General features: G+C 52.7%; 22 protein-coding genes and 1 other annotated feature. Of the genes, 12 read left to right on the forward strand and 10 right to left on the reverse strand.

The features are described 5' to 3' along the window. Positions 1–24 precede the first annotated feature (24 nt). The 6 genes from trpA to trpL all read right to left on the reverse strand — a co-directional run bounded on the left by trpA (position 25) and on the right by trpL (position 6,693). Positions 25–831, reverse strand: a complete 807-nt coding sequence (gene trpA / locus HV302_RS11545) for a tryptophan synthase subunit alpha (RefSeq protein ID WP_016156657.1) — start codon at positions 829–831, stop codon at positions 25–27. After that, the gene (gene trpB, locus HV302_RS11550) at positions 831–2,024 is read right to left on the reverse strand and encodes a tryptophan synthase subunit beta (RefSeq protein ID WP_003020645.1); all 1,194 of its coding nucleotides are present in this window, start codon (positions 2,022–2,024) and stop codon (positions 831–833) included. Before trpB ends, trpA begins: the two co-directional genes overlap by 1 nt. A gap of 10 nt (positions 2,025–2,034) precedes the next feature. Continuing rightward, positions 2,035–3,393 (reverse strand): bifunctional indole-3-glycerol-phosphate synthase TrpC/phosphoribosylanthranilate isomerase TrpF, encoded by a 1,359-nt coding sequence (gene trpCF, locus HV302_RS11555; RefSeq protein ID WP_181627454.1) that lies wholly within the window; start codon positions 3,391–3,393, stop codon positions 2,035–2,037. Positions 3,394–3,396: 3 nt separating this feature from the next. Further along, on the reverse strand, positions 3,397–4,992 hold the full coding sequence (gene trpD, locus HV302_RS11560; RefSeq protein WP_131379407.1) for a bifunctional anthranilate synthase glutamate amidotransferase component TrpG/anthranilate phosphoribosyltransferase TrpD: 1,596 nt from the start codon (positions 4,990–4,992) through the stop codon (positions 3,397–3,399). Then, positions 4,992–6,554 carry an anthranilate synthase component 1 gene (locus HV302_RS11565; RefSeq protein WP_181627357.1) on the reverse strand — a complete coding sequence of 521 codons (1,563 nt, stop codon included), beginning with the start codon at positions 6,552–6,554 and terminating at the stop codon, positions 4,992–4,994. The genes trpD and HV302_RS11565 overlap by 1 nt, the downstream gene beginning before the upstream one ends. Before the next feature lie 23 nt (positions 6,555–6,577). Then, positions 6,578–6,672: a sequence feature (Trp leader region), on the reverse strand. Next, complete coding sequence (gene trpL / locus HV302_RS11570; RefSeq protein WP_012905981.1) at positions 6,649–6,693, reverse strand: trp operon leader peptide; 45 nt, start codon at positions 6,691–6,693, stop codon at positions 6,649–6,651. It overlaps the preceding feature by 24 nt. A 135-nt stretch (positions 6,694–6,828) precedes the next feature. On the opposite strand from trpL, the gene rnm reads away from it, so the two are divergent. The 3 genes from rnm (at position 6,829) to rluB (ending at position 9,300) form a co-directional block, all read left to right on the forward strand. Continuing rightward, positions 6,829–7,707 carry an RNase RNM gene (rnm, locus tag HV302_RS11575; RefSeq protein WP_029139558.1) on the forward strand — a complete coding sequence of 293 codons (879 nt, stop codon included), beginning with the start codon at positions 6,829–6,831 and terminating at the stop codon, positions 7,705–7,707. Further along, positions 7,704–8,324 (forward strand): L-threonylcarbamoyladenylate synthase, encoded by a 621-nt coding sequence (locus HV302_RS11580; RefSeq protein WP_016153256.1) that lies wholly within the window; start codon positions 7,704–7,706, stop codon positions 8,322–8,324. The genes rnm and HV302_RS11580 overlap by 4 nt, the downstream gene beginning before the upstream one ends. Before the next feature lie 100 nt (positions 8,325–8,424). Next, the gene (gene rluB, locus HV302_RS11585) at positions 8,425–9,300 is read left to right on the forward strand and encodes a 23S rRNA pseudouridine(2605) synthase RluB (protein WP_006684306.1); all 876 of its coding nucleotides are present in this window, start codon (positions 8,425–8,427) and stop codon (positions 9,298–9,300) included. Positions 9,301–9,383: 83 nt separating this feature from the next. Here rluB and cobO read toward each other — a convergent pair whose 3' ends face one another. Together cobO and HV302_RS11595 are read right to left on the reverse strand one after the other, a co-directional pair. Then, positions 9,384–9,974, reverse strand: a complete 591-nt coding sequence (gene cobO, locus HV302_RS11590; RefSeq protein ID WP_016156652.1) for a cob(I)yrinic acid a,c-diamide adenosyltransferase — start codon at positions 9,972–9,974, stop codon at positions 9,384–9,386. Then, positions 9,971–10,732 carry a YciK family oxidoreductase gene (locus HV302_RS11595; protein ID WP_016156651.1) on the reverse strand — a complete coding sequence of 254 codons (762 nt, stop codon included), beginning with the start codon at positions 10,730–10,732 and terminating at the stop codon, positions 9,971–9,973. The genes cobO and HV302_RS11595 overlap by 4 nt, the downstream gene beginning before the upstream one ends. A 210-nt stretch (positions 10,733–10,942) precedes the next feature. On the opposite strand from HV302_RS11595, the gene sohB reads away from it, so the two are divergent. Further along, a complete protein-coding gene (gene sohB / locus HV302_RS11600; protein WP_181627358.1) occupies positions 10,943–11,989 on the forward strand; it encodes a protease SohB in 1,047 nt (348 codons plus the stop codon). A 53-nt stretch (positions 11,990–12,042) separates the two neighbouring features. On the opposite strand, the gene HV302_RS11605 is transcribed toward sohB, so the two are convergent. Next, positions 12,043–12,294: a YciN family protein gene (locus HV302_RS11605; protein ID WP_003020616.1), complete on the reverse strand. Its 252-nt coding sequence runs from the start codon at positions 12,292–12,294 to the stop codon at positions 12,043–12,045. A 397-nt stretch (positions 12,295–12,691) separates the two neighbouring features. Between HV302_RS11605 and topA the strand changes: the two genes are divergently transcribed. The 5 genes from topA (at position 12,692) to acnA (ending at position 20,043) form a co-directional block, all read left to right on the forward strand. Next, complete coding sequence (gene topA / locus HV302_RS11610; protein ID WP_016153252.1) at positions 12,692–15,289, forward strand: type I DNA topoisomerase; 2,598 nt, start codon at positions 12,692–12,694, stop codon at positions 15,287–15,289. Between the two features lie 208 nt (positions 15,290–15,497). Beyond that, positions 15,498–16,472 carry an HTH-type transcriptional regulator CysB gene (cysB, locus tag HV302_RS11615; RefSeq protein WP_016153251.1) on the forward strand — a complete coding sequence of 325 codons (975 nt, stop codon included), beginning with the start codon at positions 15,498–15,500 and terminating at the stop codon, positions 16,470–16,472. A gap of 314 nt (positions 16,473–16,786) precedes the next feature. Continuing rightward, positions 16,787–16,927: a YmiA family putative membrane protein gene (locus tag HV302_RS11620; protein WP_213238933.1), complete on the forward strand. Its 141-nt coding sequence runs from the start codon at positions 16,787–16,789 to the stop codon at positions 16,925–16,927. A 3-nt stretch (positions 16,928–16,930) separates the two neighbouring features. Then, a complete protein-coding gene (locus HV302_RS11625; RefSeq protein ID WP_181627359.1) occupies positions 16,931–17,101 on the forward strand; it encodes a hypothetical protein in 171 nt (56 codons plus the stop codon). A 266-nt stretch (positions 17,102–17,367) separates the two neighbouring features. After that, positions 17,368–20,043 carry an aconitate hydratase AcnA gene (gene acnA / locus HV302_RS11630; protein WP_181627360.1) on the forward strand — a complete coding sequence of 892 codons (2,676 nt, stop codon included), beginning with the start codon at positions 17,368–17,370 and terminating at the stop codon, positions 20,041–20,043. A 50-nt stretch (positions 20,044–20,093) separates the two neighbouring features. Here acnA and ribA read toward each other — a convergent pair whose 3' ends face one another. Then, the gene (gene ribA, locus HV302_RS11635) at positions 20,094–20,684 is read right to left on the reverse strand and encodes a GTP cyclohydrolase II (RefSeq protein ID WP_016153247.1); all 591 of its coding nucleotides are present in this window, start codon (positions 20,682–20,684) and stop codon (positions 20,094–20,096) included. A gap of 201 nt (positions 20,685–20,885) precedes the next feature. Between ribA and pgpB the strand changes: the two genes are divergently transcribed. The 3 genes from pgpB to lapB all read left to right on the forward strand — a co-directional run bounded on the left by pgpB (position 20,886) and on the right by lapB (position 23,284). Next, a complete protein-coding gene (gene pgpB / locus HV302_RS11640) occupies positions 20,886–21,650 on the forward strand; it encodes a phosphatidylglycerophosphatase B (RefSeq protein ID WP_019076872.1) in 765 nt (254 codons plus the stop codon). A 149-nt stretch (positions 21,651–21,799) separates the two neighbouring features. After that, complete coding sequence (locus HV302_RS11645) at positions 21,800–22,108, forward strand: LapA family protein (RefSeq protein WP_006684318.1); 309 nt, start codon at positions 21,800–21,802, stop codon at positions 22,106–22,108. Between the two features lie 6 nt (positions 22,109–22,114). Beyond that, positions 22,115–23,284: a lipopolysaccharide assembly protein LapB gene (gene lapB / locus HV302_RS11650; RefSeq protein WP_047417273.1), complete on the forward strand. Its 1,170-nt coding sequence runs from the start codon at positions 22,115–22,117 to the stop codon at positions 23,282–23,284. Positions 23,285–23,407: the final 123 nt, after the last annotated feature.

Genomic DNA, 23,407 nt, shown 5'->3' on the forward strand with positions numbered 1-23,407 from the left:
GAAGTCTCTGGCGGTTGATTTAGCTTACTGCCGGGTGGCGGCTTTCATCGCGCTGACAAAAGCTTTCAGCTCAGCCAGCATCTGTTCCGGTGCCGCAACATTTTTCTCAATGATTTTCACTATTGCCGAGCCGGAAATAGCGCCAGCAGCGCCAGCGTCAATCGCGCCGGTTACCTGTTCAGGCGCAGAGATACCAAACCCCTGTAAAGAAGGTGGAGCATCATATGCTTTCAACTTTTCGACCAGGTGATGCAGCGGTAATGCCGCTCGATTTTCTGCACCGGTCACGCCCGCACGCGAAAGCAAATAGGTATAGCCGCGGCCATGAGAGGCTATCTGGCGCAGCAGTTCTTCATCAGCGTTCGGTGGGCAGATAAAAATTGGCGCAATGTTGTGGCGGAGCGCCGCAGCTCTGAATGGCGCGGACTCCTCAACGGGAACATCGGCTACTAACACGGAATCCACGCCCACTTTTTCACACTGGGCGTAAAACTCGTCAATGCCCTTGCTAAACACCAGGTTGGCATACATCAGCAAGCCAATGGGAATCGTAGGGTGCTTCTGGCGAATCAACGCTAGCATTTCAAAGCATTGCGACGGCGTGACGCCGGCGGCAAATGCACGCAGGGTAGCTTCCTGAATGGTTGGACCGTCAGCCAGCGGATCGGAGAACGGAATACCGAGCTCAAGGGCATCAGCACCGGCTTCAATCAGCGTATCAATGATTTTCAGTGACTGCTCAACAGACGGATCGCCCAGGGTTACGAAGGGGACAAAAGCACCTTCTTTGCGGTCCTTCAGCTGTGCAAACAGGTTTTCGTAACGTTCCATCAGATTTCCCCTCGCGCTTTCAGAATATCGTGTACGGTGAAAATGTCTTTGTCGCCGCGACCGGAGAGATTAACCACCAGTAACTGCTCTTTTTCCGGGTTTTCACGCATCATTTTCAATGCGTGTGCCAGGGCATGGGAGGACTCCAGCGCCGGAATAATCCCCTCGTGCAGACACAGCGTTTTGAAGGCCTCGAGCGCTTCGTCGTCGGTGATCGAAACATAATCGGCGCGACCAATGCTGTTCAGATACGCATGCTGCGGCCCGACAGACGGGAAATCCAGCCCCGCGGAAATAGAGTAAGACTCTTCAATCTGTCCTTCTTCGGTCTGCATCATCGGGGACTTCATGCCGAAGTAAATCCCGACACGACCATGCTTCAACGGTGCGCCATGTTCCCCTGATTCAATCCCATGGCCGCCAGGCTCGACGCCAATCAGACCGACGCTGGTTTCATTAATAAAGTCCGCGAACATACCGATGGCGTTAGAACCGCCGCCCACGCAGGCGATAACCGCGTCCGGCAGGCGACCTTCTTTTTCAAGGATCTGCGCTTTAGTTTCCTCGCCGATCATGCGCTGAAATTCACGAACAATGGTCGGGAAGGGATGTGGACCTGCCGCCGTACCGAGCATATAGTGCGCGGTATCGTAGCTGCCAGACCAGTCGCGCAGCGCTTCGTTACAGGCATCTTTCAGCGTTGCAGAACCGCTGTGAACCGGGATAACTTCAGCCCCCATCAGACGCATACGGAAAACGTTTGGCGACTGGCGTTCAACGTCTTTTGCACCCATATAAATACGGCATTTCAGCCCCAGCAGTGCGCTGGCGAGAGCTGATGCAACACCGTGCTGGCCCGCGCCGGTTTCGGCGATGATCTCCGTTTTCCCCATACGTTTCGCCAGCAATGCCTGGCCCAGCACCTGGTTGGTTTTGTGCGCGCCGCCGTGCAGCAAATCTTCACGTTTGAGATACAGCGTAGTGTTGGTGCCTTGAGTAATGTTCTGGCATTTGGTCAGTGCAGTTGGACGACCAGCATAGTTTTTCAGCAGGTCTGTAAACTGCGCCTGAAATTCAGGATCCTTTTGCGCGCTGACAAAAGCTTCTTCCAGCTGGCGCAGGGCAGGCATCAGAATCTGTGGCACATACATACCGCCAAATTCACCAAAATACGGATTGAGTAATGTTGTCATGTCCTTTTCCTTAATATGCGCGCAGCGTCTGAAAGACCGAAGCCAAAAGACGTGCATCCTTGATGCCCGGCTGTGACTCTACGCCAGAATTGAAATCGAGACCGGCACAGCCGGTTTTTGCCGCGTCAACGCAGTTATCAGCGCCGAGTCCGCCAGCCAGTAAAACGTTATCCAGCGATTGTCCGCCTAAAAGTGACCAGTCGAAGCGTTGACCGCTGCCGCCCTGACCATTGTCGAATACGTATTTATCGACGTGCTGATAATCACGAGCTGGCAACGTTTCGCTGACGCTTAACGCCTTCCAGATTTGCACCTGTTCGGGGAGCGCGTCGCGCAGGGCGTCAACATAGGCCTGGTCTTCGCTACCATGCAATTGCACGGCTGTTAGCCCCAGAGCCGCCGCTGTTTCGCGCACGTCGGTGATCTCTGCGTTGCGAAACACCCCGACATATTGCAGCTGTGCGCCGGTCATGACCTCGCGCGCGTGTTCAACGCTGACCGCGCGTGGCGATGTGGACACAAAAATCAACCCGCCATATATGGCACCCGCTTCGTATGCCGCGTTTGCATCCTGAGGCCGGGTTAAACCGCAGACTTTATTTTCGCCGAGCAGAACGCGACGCACGGCAGCATGCAGATCATCATGCGACATCAACGCAGAGCCAATCAGAAAACCGTTGGCGAAGTGGCTGAGTTCTCGCACTTGACCATAGGTATTGATACCCGACTCGCTGATGACGGTTACGCCATGACCCAGTCGCGGCGCCAGTTGGCGGGTGCGATTCAGATCGATCGACAGGTCGCGTAAATCACGGTTGTTGATACCGACCACTTTGGCACCCAGTGCGATAGCACGCTCCAGCTCTTCATCGTTACTGACTTCGGTCAGTACGCCCATTTTCAAACTGTGGGCGACGGCGGCGAGTTGACGATATTGCTCATCATCAAGCACCGACAGCATCAGCAGACAGGCGTCCGCCTGATAGAAGCGCGCCAGGTAAATCTGGTAAGGATCGATAATAAAGTCCTTACACAGAATCGGTTGCGGTGCGATGCGGCTGACGATGGGCAGGAAATCAAAGCTCCCCTGGAAATATTTCTCATCGGTCAGTACGGAAATCGCGGAAGCATATTGTTTATATACGCCCGCAATCTGTGCCGGGTCGAAGTCATCACGGATCACGCCTTTTGACGGAGACGCTTTTTTGCACTCCAGAATAAAGGTGGTGCGTGCACCTTGCAGCGCATCGTAGAAATCACGAGAGCTGGGTTGAACATCATTCTGAAAGCTGGCCAGCGGTTGTTGCTGTTTGCGGGCTTCTACCCAAATCGCCTTGTCTGCGACAATTTTCGCTAAAACGGTTTGCATCATTTACCCTCTTGCTGCCAGTGCAGTGACACGGTCATAGGCCGTACCGCTGCGCAGTACATTAATCACGGTTTGCGCATTGGCTTTTAAATCTTCTTCACCGTGCAGGCGCATTAACATGGCGACATTCGCGGCAACAGCAGCTTCATGAGCGGCTTCACCTTTACCTTGTAACAAGCGACTAAGAATGTCACGGTTTTCTTCCGGCGTGCCGCCAGCCAGCTGTTCCTGGTGGTAAGGTGTCAGGCCAAAGTCTTCCGCCGTCAGTTGATAGCTCTTGATTTCGCCATCATGCAACTCTGCCACAATGGTCGGTGCATGCAGCGAAACTTCATCCATGCCGCCGCTGTGCACCACGGCTGCCCGCTGATACCCCAACACGCGCAGCGTTTCGGCAATTGGCAGCACCAGTTCCGGACTGTAAACGCCGATCAGCGCCAGCGGCGGATGTGCCGGGTTGATCAACGGGCCGAGGACGTTAAACAGCGTACGGGTTTTCAACTGTTGGCGTACCGGCATAGCATGGCGAAAACCGGTGTGGTATTTCGGCGCAAACAAGAAACACACACCGAGGTCGTCAAGTGCCTGACGGGATTTATCGGCGTTCATATCCAGATTGATGCCAAAAGCCGCTAACAGATCCGAAGAACCCGACTTGCTGGAGACGCTGCGGTTGCCGTGTTTGGCGACTTTCAGTCCGCAAGCGGCCGCCACAAAGGCGCTGGCGGTGGAAATATTGATACTGTTGCTGCCATCACCGCCGGTACCGACAATATCGGCAAACAGATAATCAGGTCGCGGGAACGGGGCGGCGTTTTCCAGCAACGCGGTTGCCGCACCGGCAATTTCATTCGGGTGCTCGCCACGAATTTTCATGCTCACCAGCGCCGCAGCTAGTTGTTCCGGCTTCAGTTCACCGCGTACCACGGCGGAGAACAGCTGGTGGCTTTCCTGCTGAGACAGCGTCTGGGCCTGATACAGTTTCTCCAGAATAGGTTGCAGCGTATTAGTCTGTTCGAGTTTCTGTTGCGCCCAGGCCAGCGTTTGCTCCAGCAGACGTGCGCCCTGGGTGGTCAGAATGGATTCTGGATGGAACTGGAAGCCACATACGCGATCGGTATCGTGACGTACCGCCATCACCATGCCGTTAAAGTGGGCGTTGATGGTCAATCCGGCCGGAACGTTGCTGCCAACCAGCGAGTGATAGCGCGCCACCGGCAGCGGATTTGCCAGACCGGCGAACATTGCCTGACCGTCGTGTTCAATGCTGGACGCTTTGCCGTGCAGGATTTCCCCAGCCTGTCCCACGTATCCACCATAAGCCTCGACAATGGCCTGATGCCCCAGACAAATGCCGATGATTGGCAGCTTGCCGCGCAGGCGGGTTAACAGCTCCGGCATGCAGCCCGCTTCGCTTGGCGCACCTGGACCTGGAGAGAGCATCAGCACCGGATTTTTCATGGTCGCTAAGCGGTCTATTAATGTCTGGGCCGGAATATGGTTGCGGTAAATCACCACGTTATGACCGTTAGTACGCAGCTGATCTGCCAGGTTATAGGTAAAAGAGTCGATATTATCGAGCAGCAGAATATCAGCCATTAGAAGGTCTCCTGTGCGTGGTGTGCGGTGGCGATAGCACGCAGAACCGCACGCGCTTTATTACGGGTTTCATCGGCTTCTGACTGCCCAACGGAATCCAGAACAATTCCGGCGCCAGCCTGTACGGTGGCAATACCGTCTTCCACGAGGGCGGAACGAATCACAATACAGGTATCCAGATCGCCATGGGCCGTGAAGTAACCTACTGCACCGCCATAGCTGCCGCGACGACGGCCTTCGGCCTCGGCGATAAGCTGCATGGCGCGAACTTTCGGCGCGCCGCTTAGCGTGCCCATGTTCATACAGGCGCGGTAAGCATGCAGCACATCCAGATCGCTACGCAGCTCGCCGACTACGCGGGAAACCAGGTGCATAACGAAGGAATAACGATCCACTTTGGTGAGGTCAGCAACGTAGCGGCTGCCGGGCGTGCAGATGCGCGCCAGGTCGTTACGCGCCAGGTCTACCAGCATCAGGTGCTCGGAAAGCTCTTTATGATCGGTACGCATCTCCAGCTCAATACGGCTGTCGAGATCGCGGTCCAGCGAACCGTCCGCACGACGACCGCGTGGGCGGGTCCCGGCAATCGGATAGATTTCAATCTGCCGGCTGGTGGCATCGTATTTCAGCGAGCTTTCCGGAGAGGCGCCGAACAGGGTGAAATAGTTGTCCTGCATAAAAAACATGTACGGGCTGGGGTTACTTTTCTTCAGCACATAGTAGGCCGCCAGCGGTGACGGGCAGGGCAGCGAGAAACGACGGGATGGAACCACCTGGAAAATTTCGCCAGCGCGAATGGCCTTTTGCATACCACGAACTACGGCGGCAAACTCTTCATCGCTCTGATTGCATTCGCAGCGCATGTGCGGAACTTCAGTAACGGGCAGCGGCGGCGCAGGTTCGGTAAGCTGCTGGCTCAGTTGCGCCAGACGGGCATTAAGACGCTGTTTTTCTGCATCGCTGGGGGTAAATATGCTGGCCTGAATGCGGGTGCTTTTCTTCTGATGGTCGATGACCATGAGCGTTTCTGCCAGATAGAAGCAGTAGTCAGGGCAACGGTTGCCCGCTTCAAGCTGAGGTAAATCTTCAAAACCGGCAACCAGGTCGTAGGAAAACAGACCGCCGAAGAACATCGCTTCACGTTCTTGCGCAGGAACATTAACCAGCTCCTGCAATAAACGGAAGGCATCAAATACGGAAAGGGAACATAAGCGGGCGTCTTCATCCAGCAGCGGGCTAACGGCAGGGAATCGCAGATGGCGACCATTCGGCTGTTGTTTGTTCTCAACACCCGCTGGCAGGGCAGCATCCAGCAGCGGCAGCAGCGATGCGCCGTTAGCGGATAATGCCTGAATGGTGACAGTGTCACCGATGGCGGTAATGCGTAATGCACTGTCGACCAGCAGCAAGCTCTTCAGATCGTCTTTGCTGTCGATATCGGCAGATTCCAGCAGCAGCGTTGCCGGACGTGCGCCACACACCTGATGAAACAGCGCCGTCGGATTTTCACGGTAGGCGGCATCGCAGGCAAGCAGTTCGAGTGTCGGTTTTTGTGTTTGCATCGTTATTCTCATTAATTTTGTTCAAAAAAAAGCCCGCTCATTTGGCGGGCCGGGTATCTGGTTGCATATTGCAGACGTAAGACACTGCCCGAAATCAGGAAGTGCGCCACCAACCGTGCAGAACAAATGTTGCTTTCATCTCAGATACCTTCTTCATGTGAACTTGCGTACTAGTTAACTAGTTCGATGGAATAAAGTCAACACCTGATTTCAGTATATTTGTCTAAACCGCTATGATGGGCGGGTTAAGACATTTAGTGAAACGGGAGCCGCATTGAGCGACACGAATTACGCAGTGATTTATGACCTGCACAGTCATACTACAGCCTCCGATGGGCGATTAACGCCAGAAGCCTTAGTACACCGTGCGGTAGAGATGCGAGTCGGTACACTGGCGATCACCGATCATGACACCACGGCGGGTATTGCGGCAGCAAGAGAAGAAATTTCACGTGCGGGTTTAGCGTTAAATTTGATCCCTGGTGTCGAGATATCAACAGTCTGGGAAAACCATGAGATCCATATCGTGGGTCTGAACATTGATATCGCCCATCCAATGATGTGCGAATTTCTGGCGCAGCAAACGGAACGTCGTCAGCAGCGCGCGCGCCTGATTGCTGAACGACTCGACAAAGCGCATATTCCCGGCGCGTGGGAAGGGGCATTACGCCTGGCTGATGGCGGGGCGATCACTCGGGGGCATTTCGCGCGTTTCCTGGTGGAATGCGGAAAAGCCACAACCATGGCGGATGTCTTTAAAAAATATCTTGCTCGTGGGAAAACCGGTTACGTTCCGCCACAGTGGTGTACAATAGAACAAGCTATTGATGTCATTCATCATTCTGGCGGTAAGGCAGTTCTGGCTCATCCTGGGCGGTACGATCTTAGCGCTAAGTGGCTGAAAAGACTGGTTGCGCATTTTGCTGAACATCACGGCGACGCGATGGAAGTGGCACAGTGCCAGCAGTCTCCCAATGAACGCACCCATCTGGCGACGCTTGCGCGTCAGCATCAACTGTGGGCATCGCAAGGGTCTGATTTTCATCTACCCTGCCCATGGATTGAGCTGGGTCGTAAACTCTGGTTGCCCGCAGGCGTAGAAGGCGTCTGGCAACTTTGGGAACAGCCCGAGACCACAGAGAGGAAAGTATGAGCCAGTTTTTTTATATTCATCCCGAAAACCCACAGCAGCGCCTGATCAATCAGGCCGTTGAAATCGTTCGTAAAGGAGGGGTGATCGTCTATCCAACTGATTCCGGCTATGCGTTGGGTTGCAAAATTGAAGATAAAGGCGCAATGGAGCGCATTTGTCGCATCCGTCACCTGCCGGACGGGCACAACTTTACGCTGATGTGTCGTGACCTGTCCGAACTGTCGACCTATTCGTTTGTCGACAACGTGGCCTTCCGTTTAATTAAAAACAACACGCCGGGCAACTACACGTTCATCCTGAAGGGGACGAAAGAAGTACCACGTCGACTGTTGCAGGAAAAACGTAAGACCATCGGCTTGCGTGTACCCTCGAATCCGATTGCGCTGGCGCTGCTGGAAGCGCTGGGCGAGCCTATGCTCTCTACATCACTGATGCTGCCGGGCAGCGAATTTACCGAGTCAGATCCGGAAGAAATCAAAGATCGTCTGGAGAAAGTGGTGGATTTGATTATCCACGGTGGATATCTCGGCCAGCAGCCAACCACGGTTATCGATTTAACCGATGATTCCCCGGTGGTATTGCGCGAAGGCGTCGGCGACGTTAAACCTTTCTTATAAGGGCGCGAACCGCTATACTACGCGGCCTTAAAATGGCGCTGACTGGCGCCGTTGATTCTCCTGTTCGACGCCTGTGAAGGCGACATCTAAAGGAAGCTCTATGAGCGAAAAGTTACAAAAAGTGCTGGCGCGCGCTGGCCACGGTTCTCGCCGTGAAATTGAATCCATAATTGCCGCGGGTCGCGTGAGCGTTGATGGCAAAATTGCCACGCTCGGCGATCGCGTTGAAGTTACGCCGGGTCTGAAAATCCGTATCGACGGTCATCTGATTTCGGTGAAAGAATCTGCGGAGCAAATCTGCCGTGTTCTGGCTTATTACAAGCCAGAAGGTGAACTGTGTACCCGTAACGACCCGGAAGGTCGTCCGACCGTGTTTGATCGTCTGCCAAAACTGCGCGATGCGCGCTGGATTGCCGTGGGACGTCTGGACGTGAATACCTGTGGTTTACTGCTGTTTACCACCGATGGCGAACTGGCGAACCGTCTGATGCACCCAAGCCGCGAAGTTGAACGTGAATATGCGGTGCGTGTGTTTGGTCAGGTTGATGACGCAAAACTGCGCGATCTGAGTCGTGGCGTGCAGCTGGAAGATGGTCCGGCCGCATTTAAAACGATCAAGTTCAGCGGCGGTGAAGGGATCAACCAGTGGTATAACGTCACGTTGACCGAAGGGCGTAACCGTGAAGTCCGTCGCCTGTGGGAAGCCGTGGGCGTGCAGGTAAGTCGTCTTATCCGTGTACGTTACGGTGATATCCCACTGCCGAAGGGCCTGCCGCGTGGCGGCTGGACGGAACTTGACCTCGCGCAGACCAACTATTTGCGTGAACTGGTGGAACTGAAGCCGGAAACCACCTCTAAAGTTGCCGTCGAGAAAGATCGTCGCCGTATGAAGGCAAACCAGATCCGCCGTGCGGTGAAGCGCCACTCTCAGGTTGGCGGCAGCCGTCGTCCGGGCGGTCGCAGCAACAACGGTTAATCATGAGTAGGCCTGATAAGCAACGCGCCATCAGGCGTTAGCGTGGAGCCGGATGCGGCGTAAGCGCCTTATCCGGCCTACTGTCAGTAATCGATCCCCATCTGGGCTTTCACACCCGCTTCAAAGGCGTGCTTAACTGGCCGCAGTTCGCTGACCGTATCCGCTAACTCCAGAATATCGCGATGACATCCACGACCGGTGATAATAACCGTTTGATGGGCAGGGCGCGCGTTTAGGGCATTGATGACCTCGTCGAGCGGCAGATAGTCGTATGCAACCATGTAGGTCAGCTCGTCCAGTATCACCATATCCAGCTCAGCGTCGGCCAGCATCCGCTTGCCGTGTTCCCATACGGCCATGCAGGCTGCGGTGTCGGACTCGCGGTTCTGCGTTTCCCAGGTAAATCCTGTCGCCATGACCTGAAACTCAACGCCGTGGGGTTCGAGTAAGTTTCGTTCACCGTTTGGCCACGTCCCCTTAATAAATTGCACTACGCCGACTTTTTTACCGTGGCCTACTGCGCGCGTGGCGGTACCGAACGCGGCGGTGGTTTTACCCTTACCATTTCCGGTGAACACAATAATAATCCCGCGCTCGTCTATGGCGGCGGCAACACGGGCGTCAACCCGGTCTTTTACGCGCTGCTGGCGCTGCTGATAGCGTTCTTCACTCATTGGGCGATTCCTGGTTTACGGCCCGGCTGGGCATCGAAAGTCATACCGGTTTTACGGCGGCTGTCATCGCCCATCAGCCACAGGTAGAGCGGCATAATATCGGCGGGGGTTTTCAATTTTTGCGGATCTTCCGTCGGGAACGCGCTGGCTCGCATGCCGGTACGCGTTCCACCTGGATTGATACAGTTTACGCGCAGGTGGCGGTTCTGATATTCATCAGCCAGAACCTGCATCATTCCTTCGGTAGCAAATTTGGAGGTGGCGTATGCCCCCCAGTTGGCGCGCCCCTGGCGACCGACGCTGGAGGAGGTAAAGACCAGCGATCCGGCATCGGATTTGAGCAACAACGGCAGCAATGCCTGAGTCAGCATAAAGGTGGCGTTCACGTTTACCTGCATCACGTCCTGCCATACCTGCGGGTTTTGCTCGCTCATCGGGCAAATGTCACCGAGCAATCCGGCATTATGCAATACGCCATCCAGACGCGGGAAATGCGCGGCAATGCGCTGTGCGAGCTGGTGGCATTCGTCAGACGTACAGGTGAGCAGATCCAGCGTGAACCAGTGTGGTTGCGTACCTTTTTCTTCGGCGATGGAGCGGGCAACCTGACGCAGTTTTTCTTCGTTACGCCCTAACAGAATCACGGTCGCGCCGTAACGCGCGTAGGTCTGTGCGGCTTCACGCCCGATACCATCGCTGGCACCGGTGACCAGAATAATGCGGTCCTGTAGAAGATCTTGTTTCGGTTGATAATGCACGGCTACTCCTCGGCGACGTCCTGGCCATCTCGTTCGCGATAACTTTTGGGCTTTATGCCTTAAAGCCTGTTCTTTTTCAATCAGCCAAAGGCAATAACACCGCAAAATGAACGCGTTGTCATGCTTTTTACTGAATGGATGAAGCAAGACGGGTTAACAAGGCTGTTGTACACTGAGCGAAAGTAGCGTTGTTTAACCAAGGTGGGTCACGTGGAATTGTTGTCTGAATATGGGTTGTTTTTGGCAAAAATTGTCACTGTCGTGGTGGCTATTGCGGTGGTAGTTATGCTGATCGTAAACGCGACACAACGCAAACGTCAGCGTGGAGAATTGCGGGTTATTAATCTCAGCGATCAATATAAAGAGATGAAAGAAGACCTGTCGCTGGCCTTATTGGATGGGCATCAGCAAAAATTCTGGCATAAGGCGCAGAAAAAGAAACACAAGCTTGAGGCGAAGGCCGCTAAGGCAAAAGCGAAACTGGGAGACAGTACGTCATCTGATAAACCACGGGTATGGGTACTTGATTTTAAAGGCAGTATGGATGCCCATGAGGTCAGCGCATTACGCGAAGAGGTGACGGCAGTGCTGGCGGTCGTTAAACCCCAGGATCAGGTCGTGGTTCGTCTGGAAAGTCCGGGCGGCGTAGTACACGGCTATGGCCTGGCCGCGTCCCAGTTACAACGTCTGCGCGATAAGCAGATCCTGCTGACCGTTACGGTAGATAAAGTCGCTGCGAGCGGCGGATATATGATGGCTTGCGTGGCGGATAAAATTGTCTCGGCGCCGTTTGCTATTGTCGGCTCTATTGGCGTTGTGGCACAGATCCCGAACTTTCACCGCTTCCTGAAAGGGAAAGATATTGATATCGAACTGCACACCGCCGGACAGTACAAGCGTACGCTGACCTTACTTGGTGAAAACACGGAAGAAGGGCGGCAGAAATTCCGCGAAGACCTGAACGAAACCCATCATCTGTTTAAAGATTTTGTACAGCGCATGCGTCCGGCTCTGGACATTGAACAGGTTGCCACGGGTGAACACTGGTTTGGTCAACAGGCGCTGGCCAACGGGCTGGTGGATGAGATCAATACCAGCGATGAGGTGATCCTCGGGCTGATGAACGGTCGTGACGTATTAAACGTACGTTATCTGCAGCGTAAAAAACTGATGGACCGTTTAACCGGCAGTGCCGCCGAGAGCGCCGATCGTTTACTGATGCGCTGGTGGCAGCGGGGGCAAAAACCGTTGATGTAAAATTGTAATTGCCGGATGAGGCGCAGCCGTCATCCGGCAAATCATTTCTCGTGTTAATCGATCAAGTGATACTTTTCAGAAAGTACGTGCGCCAGATGTTTAAACATATTAAACACCGCCGTACTTTTGGGCGTCGGTAGCCCTTGTTCGTCTAAAAAGTAATCTCCGCTGAAAACCAGCACGCCATTTCGCTGCGTTACGCCGGTGGCGACAATCCCCGCCAGCGTGTCCTCATGCTCACGAATGATTTTGTTGGCTTCAATCAGCAGTGTTTCGCGATCGATGGGTTGAGTGTCTTTATGCATTATTTACTCCTTAAACAAGGACATTAGTCTACGCCGAGCCCGGCTTATGGGCAAATATTCCCTGACTTAAATGAAGGTCTTACGACAGTGTTGCAAGTGGCGAGATTTGTTTTTGCATGCTAATAAAGTTGCGTAACGCATTTTATCAGGTACAGTGTGACGCTTTCGTCAATCTGGCAACAGATTTGCTTGACATTCGACCAATACTCCGTCGTGCTATAGCGTTTGTGAGCGAAAAAGCCTGTTAACTCAGTTACATGAGAGTTACATTACAAGCGCGAATCAGTTTAAGGGTTGATATCCGCCGACGCAGAGACCATATCGATGTCTCGTCGCCAGTGGAAGGTGAATCAACGTGCGACGCATTCTGGAAGAATCAAATTAGGTAAAGGTGAATATGGGTAAAGCTCTTGTCATCGTTGAGTCCCCGGCAAAAGCCAAAACGATCAACAAGTATCTGGGTAATGACTACGTGGTGAAATCCAGCGTCGGTCATATCCGTGATTTGCCGACCAGTGGCTCAGCAACTAAAAAGAGCGCCGACTCAACCTCCACCAAAACGGCTAAAAAGCCCAAAAAGGATGAACGTGGCGCTCTCGTCAATCGTATGGGTGTTGACCCGTGGCACAACTGGGATGCGCGCTATGAAGTGCTGCCCGGGAAAGAAAAAGTTGTTTCTGAACTGAAGCAACTGGCTGAAAAAGCCGACCACATCTATCTCGCAACCGACCTTGACCGCGAAGGGGAAGCCATTGCGTGGCACCTGCGGGAAGTGATCGGTGGCGACGACACCCGCTACAGTCGCGTGGTGTTTAACGAAATTACCAAAAACGCTATTCGTCAGGCGTTTGAAAAACCAGGCGAACTGAACATCGACCGTGTTAATGCGCAACAGGCGCGCCGCTTTATGGACCGTGTTGTGGGCTATATGGTGTCGCCGCTGCTGTGGAAAAAAATTGCGCGAGGCCTGTCAGCAGGCCGCGTACAGTCGGTTGCCGTGCGTCTGGTGGTTGAGCGTGAACGCGAAATCAAAGCATTCGTTCCTGAAGAGTTCTGGGAAATTGATGCTAACACGACCACGCCAGGTGGTGACGCGTTACCGCTTGAGGTGACGCATCAGAATGATAAACCGTTCCGTCCGGTCAACCGGGAACAAACGCTTGCCGCCGTTAGCCTGTTGGAAAAAGCGCGCTACAGCGTTCTGGAACGTGAAGATAAGCCGACCAGCAGCAAGCCGGGTGCGCCGTTCATCACTTCCACGCTACAGCAGGCCGCCAGCACGCGTCTGGGCTTCGGTGTGAAGAAAACCATGATGATGGCGCAGCGCTTGTATGAAGCGGGCTACATCACTTATATGCGTACTGACTCAACCAACCTGAGCCAGGATGCGGTGAACATGGTTCGCGATTACATCAGCGATAATTTCGGCAAAAAGTATCTGCCGGAGAGCGCGAACCAATACGCCAGCAAAGAGAACTCGCAGGAAGCGCACGAAGCTATCCGTCCTTCCGATGTCGCCGTTCAGGCGGAATCGCTGAAAGATATGGAAGCCGATGCGCAAAAACTGTATCAGCTGATCTGGCGCCAGTTTGTTGCCTGTCAGATGACGCCTGCTAAATATGATTCCACCACGCTTACGGTGGGCGCGGGTGATTTCCGTCTGAAGGCGCGTGGTCGTATTCTGCGCTTCGATGGCTGGACGAAAGTGATGCCTGCGCTGCGTAAGGGCGATGAAGACCGCATTTTACCAGCGGTGGATAAAGGCGATACGTTGACGCTCATCGAACTGACACCTGCGCAACACTTTACCAAACCGCCTGCGCGCTTCAGTGAAGCTTCGCTGGTGAAAGAGCTTGAAAAACGTGGTATTGGTCGCCCATCCACGTATGCGTCGATCATTTCTACGATTCAGGATCGCGGTTATGTTCGCGTTGAGAACCGTCGCTTCTACGCTGAAAAAATGGGTGAAATCGTCACCGATCGTCTGGAAGAAAACTTCCGCGAACTGATGAACTACGACTTTACCGCGCAGATGGAAGACAGCCTCGACCAGGTGGCAAATCACGAAGCCGAATGGAAGGGCGTACTCGACAATTTCTTCACTGATTTTACTCAGCAACTGGATAAAGCCGAGAAAGATCCTGAAGAGGGCGGTATGCGTCCGAACCAGATGGTGCTGACCAGCATTGATTGCCCAACCTGCGGACGTAAGATGGGTATTCGTACCGCCAGCACTGGCGTTTTCCTGGGTTGTTCTGGCTATGCGCTTTCCCCGAAAGAGCGTTGCAAAACCACCATTAATCTGGTGCCGGAAAACGAAGTGCTGAACGTGCTGGAAGGCGACGATGCGGAAACCAACGCTTTGCGCGCCAAACGTCGCTGCCAGAAGTGCGGCACGGCGATGGACAGCTACCTTATCGATCCTAAGCGCAAGCTGCATGTATGCGGTAATAACCCTACCTGTGATGGCTATGAGATCGAAGAAGGCGAATTCCGCATCAAGGGTTATGACGGTCCTATCGTTGAGTGCGAGAAATGTGGCTCTGAAATGCACCTGAAAATGGGACGTTTCGGCAAGTACATGGCGTGTACCAACGACGAGTGCAAAAATACCCGTAAGATCCTGCGTAACGGTGAAGTGGCTCCACCGAAAGAGGATCCGGTTCCGTTGCCAGAACTGCCGTGTGAAAAATCTGATGCGTATTTCGTGTTACGTGATGGTGCTGCAGGTATCTTCCTGGCGGCAAATACGTTCCCGAAATCACGTGAGACACGTGCGCCGCTGGTTGAAGAGTTGTACCGCTTCCGCGATCGTCTGCCGGAAAAACTGCGCTATCTGGCAGATGCGCCGCAGACTGACCCGGACGGCAACAAGTCGATGGTTCGTTTCAGCCGTAAAACCAAGCAGCAATACGTTGCTGCGGAGAAAGACGGTAAGGCGACCGGCTGGTCCGCGTTCTTCGTTGACGGTAAATGGGTAGAAGGGAAGAAATAACAGCATTCCGGCTGAATTTCTCCTCAAAGGGTCGCGTAAGCGGCCCTTTTTGTTTCTGGCGTATTATTTTTTGTCATCCCTATACAGCTCACATAGAAATGATATAGTGGTTATAGTTAACACACTTTTTATTATTAAATCGTATTAGCAGCGCCAACGAGCCTGCTCTGAAACGATGATTTGATGGCGCAAATCGGGATGGCTTAACATGAAATTACAGCAGCTTCGCTACATTGTTGAGGTGGTGAACCACAACCTTAATGTCTCCTCAACGGCGGAAGGGCTTTATACCTCGCAGCCAGGTATCAGTAAGCAAGTTCGTATGCTGGAAGATGAACTTGGCATCCAGATTTTTGCCCGTAGCGGTAAGCACCTGACCCAGGTTACGCCAGCGGGGCAGGAAGTCATTCGAATCGCGCGAGAAGTTTTGTCGAAGGTGGACGCCATTAAGTCCGTTGCTGGCGAACATACCTGGCCGGACAAAGGCTCACTGTATATCGCCACCACGCACACTCAGGCGCGTTACGCTTTGCCGAACGTCATTAAAGGCTTTATTGAGCGTTATCCACGCGTCTCATTGCATATGCACCAGGGATCGCCGACGCAAATCGCCGAAGCCGTCTCGAAAGGGAATGCAGATTTTGCTATCGCGACCGAAGCCCTGCACCTGTATGACGATCTGGTGATGTTGCCTTGCTACCACTGGAACCGTTCGATTGTCGTTACGCCGGACCATCCGTTGGCGGGCAAATCCGCCGTGTCCATTGAAGAACTGGCGCAGTATCCGCTGGTGACCTACACGTTTGGATTTACCGGACGTTCGGAACTGGACACCGCGTTCAACCGTGCGGGGCTTGAGCCGCGTATAGTTTTTACCGCGACCGATGCCGATGTCATTAAGACCTATGTACGCCTGGGCCTCGGCGTGGGGGTAATTGCCAGTATGGCGGTTGATCCTGTCTCCGACCCTGACCTGGTGCGCGTTGATGCCCATGATATCTTCAGCCATAGCACCACCAAGATTGGTTTTCGTCGCAGCACTTTTTTACGCAGTTACATGTATGATTTTATTCAACGTTTCGCGCCGCATCTGACGCGTGATGTGGTGGATACGGCGGTGGCGCTACGTTCCAACGACGATATTGAAGCCATGTTTAAAGATATTAAATTGCCTGAGAAATAATAACGGCTGTTACCTCGTCGGTATCCTCAAACATAAAGCGATACCGACGGCAGAGTCTGAATCTATTCAATATTTTTCCTCTATATATTAACCATATATTGTTTATGGTAAACACTTGCTAAAGTAGTTTCAAATTAGTACGGTCGCCAAAAATCCCTCTTAAATATTTATAACCGATCAAATAATTAATTTATTTATCAGGTCGAGTATGAAAATTAACTGGCTTTTTTTGACCTTTTTTATTAGGATTCCTCCTATCTGATGATTAATTGTACCGATTGTTTGGTGCTTAAATGATAAGTGATTTCGATAGTATGAGGTTAGCGATGCCTTCAGGAAACCAGCCAGCACGCCGGGATCCCGTCATGAAACGTAAAGCCTGGTTCGCTGTGTTTCTTGGCTCTGCCGTGTTCTGGATTATTGTCGCGCTCGTGGCCTGGAATGTGTGGGGGTAGGTCATGTCCACACTGGAACAACGCTCCACCGTGATGTCATCTCCGGATGACCATGAACAAGAGAGTCAACGCAGCGCAGAGAATAAGCCGAATATTCCAGCGACCTGGAAACTCTCTCCTGAACAACGGGCGTTTATCGATCTGTTTGCGGATGATGATGAACAGAAACAATAATTGATACGAATTTTATAATTATTATTAGTCCGTTGTCTTGTACTGCAAATATTTTATTCCGGGCAATCGTGATGAGCCATGCTTATCACCGTATTAACCTTGACCGCTTAAACCTTTCTCCTCGCCAGATACTTCAGTTCCCCTTTTGTAGCCCTCCACTTTTATCAATTTGAGTTGTTATCAAAGCGTTACATTTTGTTTGTGTTATCTTTAATACTAACCCTGAGGAAAATCAGGGGATCCAACCCTGTCATTAAGGAGGAGCTATGTCGTCGACCCTACGAGAAGCCAGTAAGGACACATTGCAGGTTAAAGATAAAACCTACCGTTACTACAGTCTGCCGCTGGCCGCTAAATCACTGGGTGATATCACCCGTTTACCGAAATCGCTAAAAGTTTTGCTGGAAAACCTGCTTCGCTGGCAGGACGGTAATTCCATTACCGAAGATGATATTCATGCGCTTGCGCATTGGCTGAAGACCGCTCATGCCGATCGAGAAATTGCCTATCGACCTGCTCGTGTTCTGATGCAGGATTTTACCGGCGTGCCGGCGGTGGTCGATCTCGCCGCCATGCGCGAAGCGGTGAAACGTCTGGGTGGGGATACGGCAAAAGTGAATCCGCTTTCGCCAGTGGATCTTGTCATTGACCACTCGGTAACGGTGGATCGTTTCGGTGATGATGATGCTTTCGAAGAAAACGTGCGCCTGGAAATGGAACGTAACCATGAACGTTATGTGTTCCTGAAATGGGGACAGCAGGCATTTAGTCGCTTCAGCGTTGTACCGCCGGGTACGGGGATTTGCCACCAGGTTAACCTTGAATATCTGGGCAAAGCTGTCTGGAGCGAGTTACAGGACGGTGAGTGGGTGGCTTATCCCGATACACTGGTCGGTACCGATTCCCATACCACGATGATTAATGGTCTCGGTGTGCTGGGCTGGGGCGTTGGAGGCATTGAAGCTGAAGCGGCAATGCTGGGTCAACCGGTCTCAATGCTGATCCCGGATGTTGTGGGCTTTAAACTGGTGGGTAAACTGCGGGAAGGTATCACTGCCACCGACCTGGTTCTGACCGTCACCCAGATGCTGCGTAAGCACGGTGTAGTCGGTAAATTCGTTGAATTCTACGGTGATGGGCTGGACACCTTACCTCTGGCCGATCGAGCAACCATTGCGAACATGGCACCGGAATACGGCGCAACCTGCGGTTTCTTCCCGATCGATGACATTACCCTTGAGTATATGCGTCTGAGCGGGCGCAGTGAGGAACAGGTTGAGTTGGTCAATGCCTATGCCAAAGCGCAGGGAATGTGGCGTAACCCAGGGGATGAACCTGTGTTTACCAGTTCGTTGGAGCTGGATATGGGCAGCGTAGAGGCAAGCCTTGCTGGACCGAAGCGTCCGCAGGATCGGGTGGCGCTGGCTGATGTGCCGAAAGCCTTTTCGGCGAGTAATGAACTTGAGGTGAATAGCTCGCTGAAAGACCGTCAGCCAGTGGACTATACCATGAGCGGTCAGCAGTATAAGCTGCCGGACGGCGCGGTGGTGATAGCCGCTATCACCTCTTGTACCAACACCTCAAACCCAAGCGTATTGATGGCGGCGGGGCTGCTGGCGAAAAAAGCCGTAACGCTTGGTTTGAAACGTCAGCCATGGGTGAAAGCCTCGTTGGCGCCAGGATCGAAGGTGGTTTCCGATTATCTGGCAAAGGCTGGGTTCACTCCGTACCTTGATGAGCTGGGATTTAATCTTGTGGGTTATGGCTGTACCACCTGTATTGGCAACACTGGACCCTTACCCGATCCTATCGAAACAGCCATCAAAAAAGGCGATCTTACAGTTGGGGCAGTGCTTTCTGGAAACCGTAACTTTGAAGGTCGTATCCATCCGCTCGTGAAGACCAACTGGCTGGCGTCTCCGCCGCTGGTGGTGGCCTATGCGCTGGCGGGGAATATGAATATCAACCTGACGAAAGATCCGTTAGGCCATGACAGAAAAGGCGATCCTGTTTATCTGAAAGATATTTGGCCGACAGCCAAGGAAATTGCCCGCGCCGTTGAGCAGGTCTCTACCGCCATGTTCCATAAAGAGTATGCTGAAGTCTTTGAAGGTACGCCAGAATGGAAAGCAATCCAGGTTGATCGCGCTGATACCTATGGCTGGCAGTCTGACTCGACCTATATCCGTTTGTCACCGTTCTTCGATGGTATGCAGGCTACGCCGGATCCGGTTCAGGACATTCACGGTGCGCGTATTCTGGCGATGCTCGGAGATTCTGTTACCACCGACCATATTTCTCCTGCCGGCAGTATTAAGCCAGACAGCCCAGCGGGGCGTTATCTGCAAAGCCATGGCGTTGAGCGTAAAGATTTTAACTCCTACGGTTCACGACGCGGGAATCATGAAGTGATGATGCGTGGTACCTTTGCCAATATTCGTATTCGCAATGAGATGGTACCTGGCGTGGAAGGTGGCATGACGCGTCATTTGCCGGGAACCGAAGTGGTGGCTATTTATGATGCGGCCATGCAATACCAGCAGGAGAACGTGCCTCTGGCGGTGATTGCCGGGAAAGAATATGGATCCGGCTCCAGCCGTGACTGGGCGGCGAAAGGCCCACGTTTGCTGGGAGTTCGCGTGGTTATCGCAGAGTCTTTTGAGCGAATTCACCGTTCTAACCTGATTGGCATGGGCATTTTACCGCTGGAATTCCCGCAGGGCGTCACGCGTAAAACGCTGGGATTAACCGGTGAGGAGGCGATCGATATTACGGACCTACAAAACATTAAACCGGGGGCGACAGTTCCGGTGAGTATGGTACGCGCAGATGGGCGTAAAGAGGTGATTCTATGCCGCTGTCGCATTGATACCGCGACGGAGCTAACGTATTACCAAAACGACGGCATTCTGCACTACGTGATTCGTAATATGTTGAATTAAAATGCAAAAAAGCCTGCGAGAGCAGGCTTTTTGATAGGCGGTGACAACGATTATTTGCCCAGCAAATGTCCCATCTTGGCGGCTTTGGTGTCCAGATAATGTTCATTTTTTGGATTACGGCCCACGATCAGCGGCACGCGTTCAACAATATTGATTCCCGCTTCGGTCAGGATTTCTACTTTCTTCGGGTTATTGGTCAGCAAACGTACCGCATCCACGCCCAGCAGCTTGAACATATCGGCACACAGCGTGAAATCGCGCTCGTCTGCCGCAAATCCCAACTGATGATTCGCTTCAACGGTATCATAACCCTGGTCCTGCAACGCGTAAGCGCGGATTTTGTTGAGCAGGCCAATGTTGCGTCCTTCCTGACGGTGATAAAGCAGAATGCCACGCCCTTCTTCAGCAATGTGGGTGAGGGCCGCTTCAAGCTGGAAACCGCAATCGCAACGCAGGCTAAACAGCGCATCACCAGTCAAACATTCGGAGTGGACGCGCGCCAGGACAGGTGTTTGGCCTGTTATATCACCAAAAACCAGTGCGACATGATCGTGTCCGGTTGCCAGTTCTTCAAATCCCACCATCAGGAAATCACCCCAGGGGGTTGGCAGTTTGGCTTCTGCCACACGTTTAAGCTGCATGTAATTCTCCAGATTATGCTGGCACTCGTCGTGCCTTCGCCTGTCGGCTTCTGTTCTGTATTACACTATTTTGCCATAAGGCAACGACGTTCACCTAATCGCGACCACGGATTCGCTTTTGGAATGGCACAAAATTGTCAATTTCCCGACGTGTGAATTTTTCAGTTATGATTGTGATACTTATCGACGAAAGGAGAGGCAATGCTGTCTATTGCAAAGCGCACCGCAGTGGGGACCGGACTGCTACTTATCATGCCGGTTGCCGTATGGGTATCAGGCTGGAGCTGGCAGCCGGGGCACAATGTCTGGTGGTTAAAGTCCTTGTACTGGGTAACGGAAACGGTGACGCAGCCGTGGGGAATTATCACTCACGTTGCGCTTTGTGCATGGTTTCTGTGGTGCCTGCGTTTTCGTCTTAAAGCCGCGGTAATGTTGTTTGCTATTCTGGCCGCAGCGATTTTAGTGGGACAGGGCGTGAAGTCCTGGGTAAAAGACAGGGTGCAAGAACCGCGACCTTTTGTCGTGTGGCTGGAAAAAACGCACCATATTCCGGTTGATGAGTTCTACACTTTAAAACGTAAAGATCGTGGGCATTTAGTCAAAGAACAATTGGCTGAACAGCAGGATATTCCAACGTTTTTACGCAAGCACTGGCAAAAAGAAACGGGGTTTGCCTTTCCGTCCGGACATACGATGTTTGCCGCCAGTTGGGCTTTATTGGGCGTAGGGCTGTTATGGCCGCGCAGACGTACGCTGACGATTGTGTTTTTGCTGATCTGGGCGACCGGCGTGATGGGCAGCCGCTTGCTGTTAGGCATGCACTGGCCCCGTGATTTGGTGGTGGCAACGCTGATTTCGTGGCTGCTGGTGACGCTGGCAACCTGGCTTGCACAGCGGGTATGCGGACCATTAACCCCACCAGTGCAGGAGAAAAAAGAAATCGCGCAGCGAGAACAAGAAAGCTAGCGATGATTGATTTTTCAAATTTTGCCCTTAAATCAGAAAGTGGAAAGCGCTTTTCCGTTTCGCACTCGTTGTGAAAATGGTAATTTAAAGGGCTCAACGCGGTAAGTTGGACACGATTTATTCGCTCAAACCACATAACGGGAAGTAATGTGAAATATTTACTCATTTTCTTACTGGTGTTGGCGATTTTTGTTATTTCGGTGACATTGGGTGCGCAAAACGATCAACAGGTTACGTTTAATTACCTGCTGGCTCAGGGTGAGTATCGTATCTCTACGCTGCTTGCTGTATTGTTTGCCGCAGGGTTTGCGATTGGTTGGCTAATTTGCGGCCTTTTCTGGCTGAAGGTTCGTGTGTCTCTTGCGCGCGCCGAACGTAAAATCAAACGACTGGAAAACCAGCTTGCGCCTGCGACCGACGTTGCGGTATCTGCCGATTCGTCGGTTGTGAAGGAATAATTATTTATGTTGGAGTTGTTGTTTCTGCTTTTACCTGTAGCCGCTGCCTATGGGTGGTATATGGGTCGCAGAAGTGCGCAACAAACCAAGCAGGATGAAGCTAACCGTCTTTCTCGTGACTATGTCGCCGGGGTTAACTTCCTCCTGAGCAATCAACAAGATAAAGCGGTGGATCTGTTCCTTGATATGCTAAAAGAGGACACAGGCACCGTTGAGGCTCATCTCACCCTCGGAAACCTGTTCCGCTCTCGCGGTGAAGTCGATCGCGCAATCCGCATCCATCAAACGTTAATGGAAAGTGCCTCGCTGACCTACGAGCAGCGTTTGCTGGCCGTGCAACAGCTGGGGCGCGACTACATGGCCGCGGGACTGTACGACCGCGCGGAAGACATGTTCAATCAGCTTACCGATGAAACTGATTTTCGGGTTGGCGCATTACAGCAACTGTTGCAAATTTATCAGGCCACCAGCGAATGGCAAAAAGCCATTGATGTAGCAGAGCGTCTGGTAAAACTCGGCAAAGACAAACAGCGTAATGAGATAGCCCACTTCTACTGCGAACTGGCCTTACAGCAAATGGGTAGCGACGATATGGATCGCGCCATGACGCTGTTGAAAAAAGGCGCCGCGGCAGACAAAAACAGTGCACGGGTATCCATCATGATGGGTCGCGTGTACATGGAAAAAGGTGATTACGCGAAGGCGGTTGAAAGCCTGCAACGGGTCATTTCCCAGGACAAAGAACTGGTCAGCGAAACGCTGGAAATGCTGCAAAGCTGCTACCAGCATCTGGGGAAAAACGATGAGTGGGCGGAGTTTTTACGTCGGGCCGTTGAGGAAAATACTGGTGCCGCCGCCGAACTGATGCTGGCGGATATTCTTGAGGCGCGTGAGGGGGCTGATACCGCTCAGGTCTATATCACTCGTCAGCTGCAACGTCATCCTACGATGCGCGTGTTCCACAAGCTGATGGATTATCATCTCCACGAAGCCGAAGAAGGGCGTGCCAAAGAGAGCCTGATGGTTCTGCGCGATATGGTCGGAGAGCAGGTACGCAGTAAACCGCGTTACAGCTGCCAGAAGTGCGGTTTTACGGCGTATACGCTGTACTGGCACTGTCCATCCTGCCGTTCATGGTCAACCATTAAGCCCATTCGCGGACTTGATGGGCTGTAATTTTTAAAAAAACCTCATTTTAGTTACAACATACTTTTGGTGTGTCATCGATCCATCCTCAACCTCCGCTGCCGGTTCGCGTGGCAGAAATGTAATCGCGCCTGTTAATTTTCTATTACCGCA

Source organism: Citrobacter sp. RHBSTW-00859 (assembly GCF_013729795.1).
GTDB lineage: Bacteria > Pseudomonadota > Gammaproteobacteria > Enterobacterales > Enterobacteriaceae > Citrobacter > Citrobacter braakii.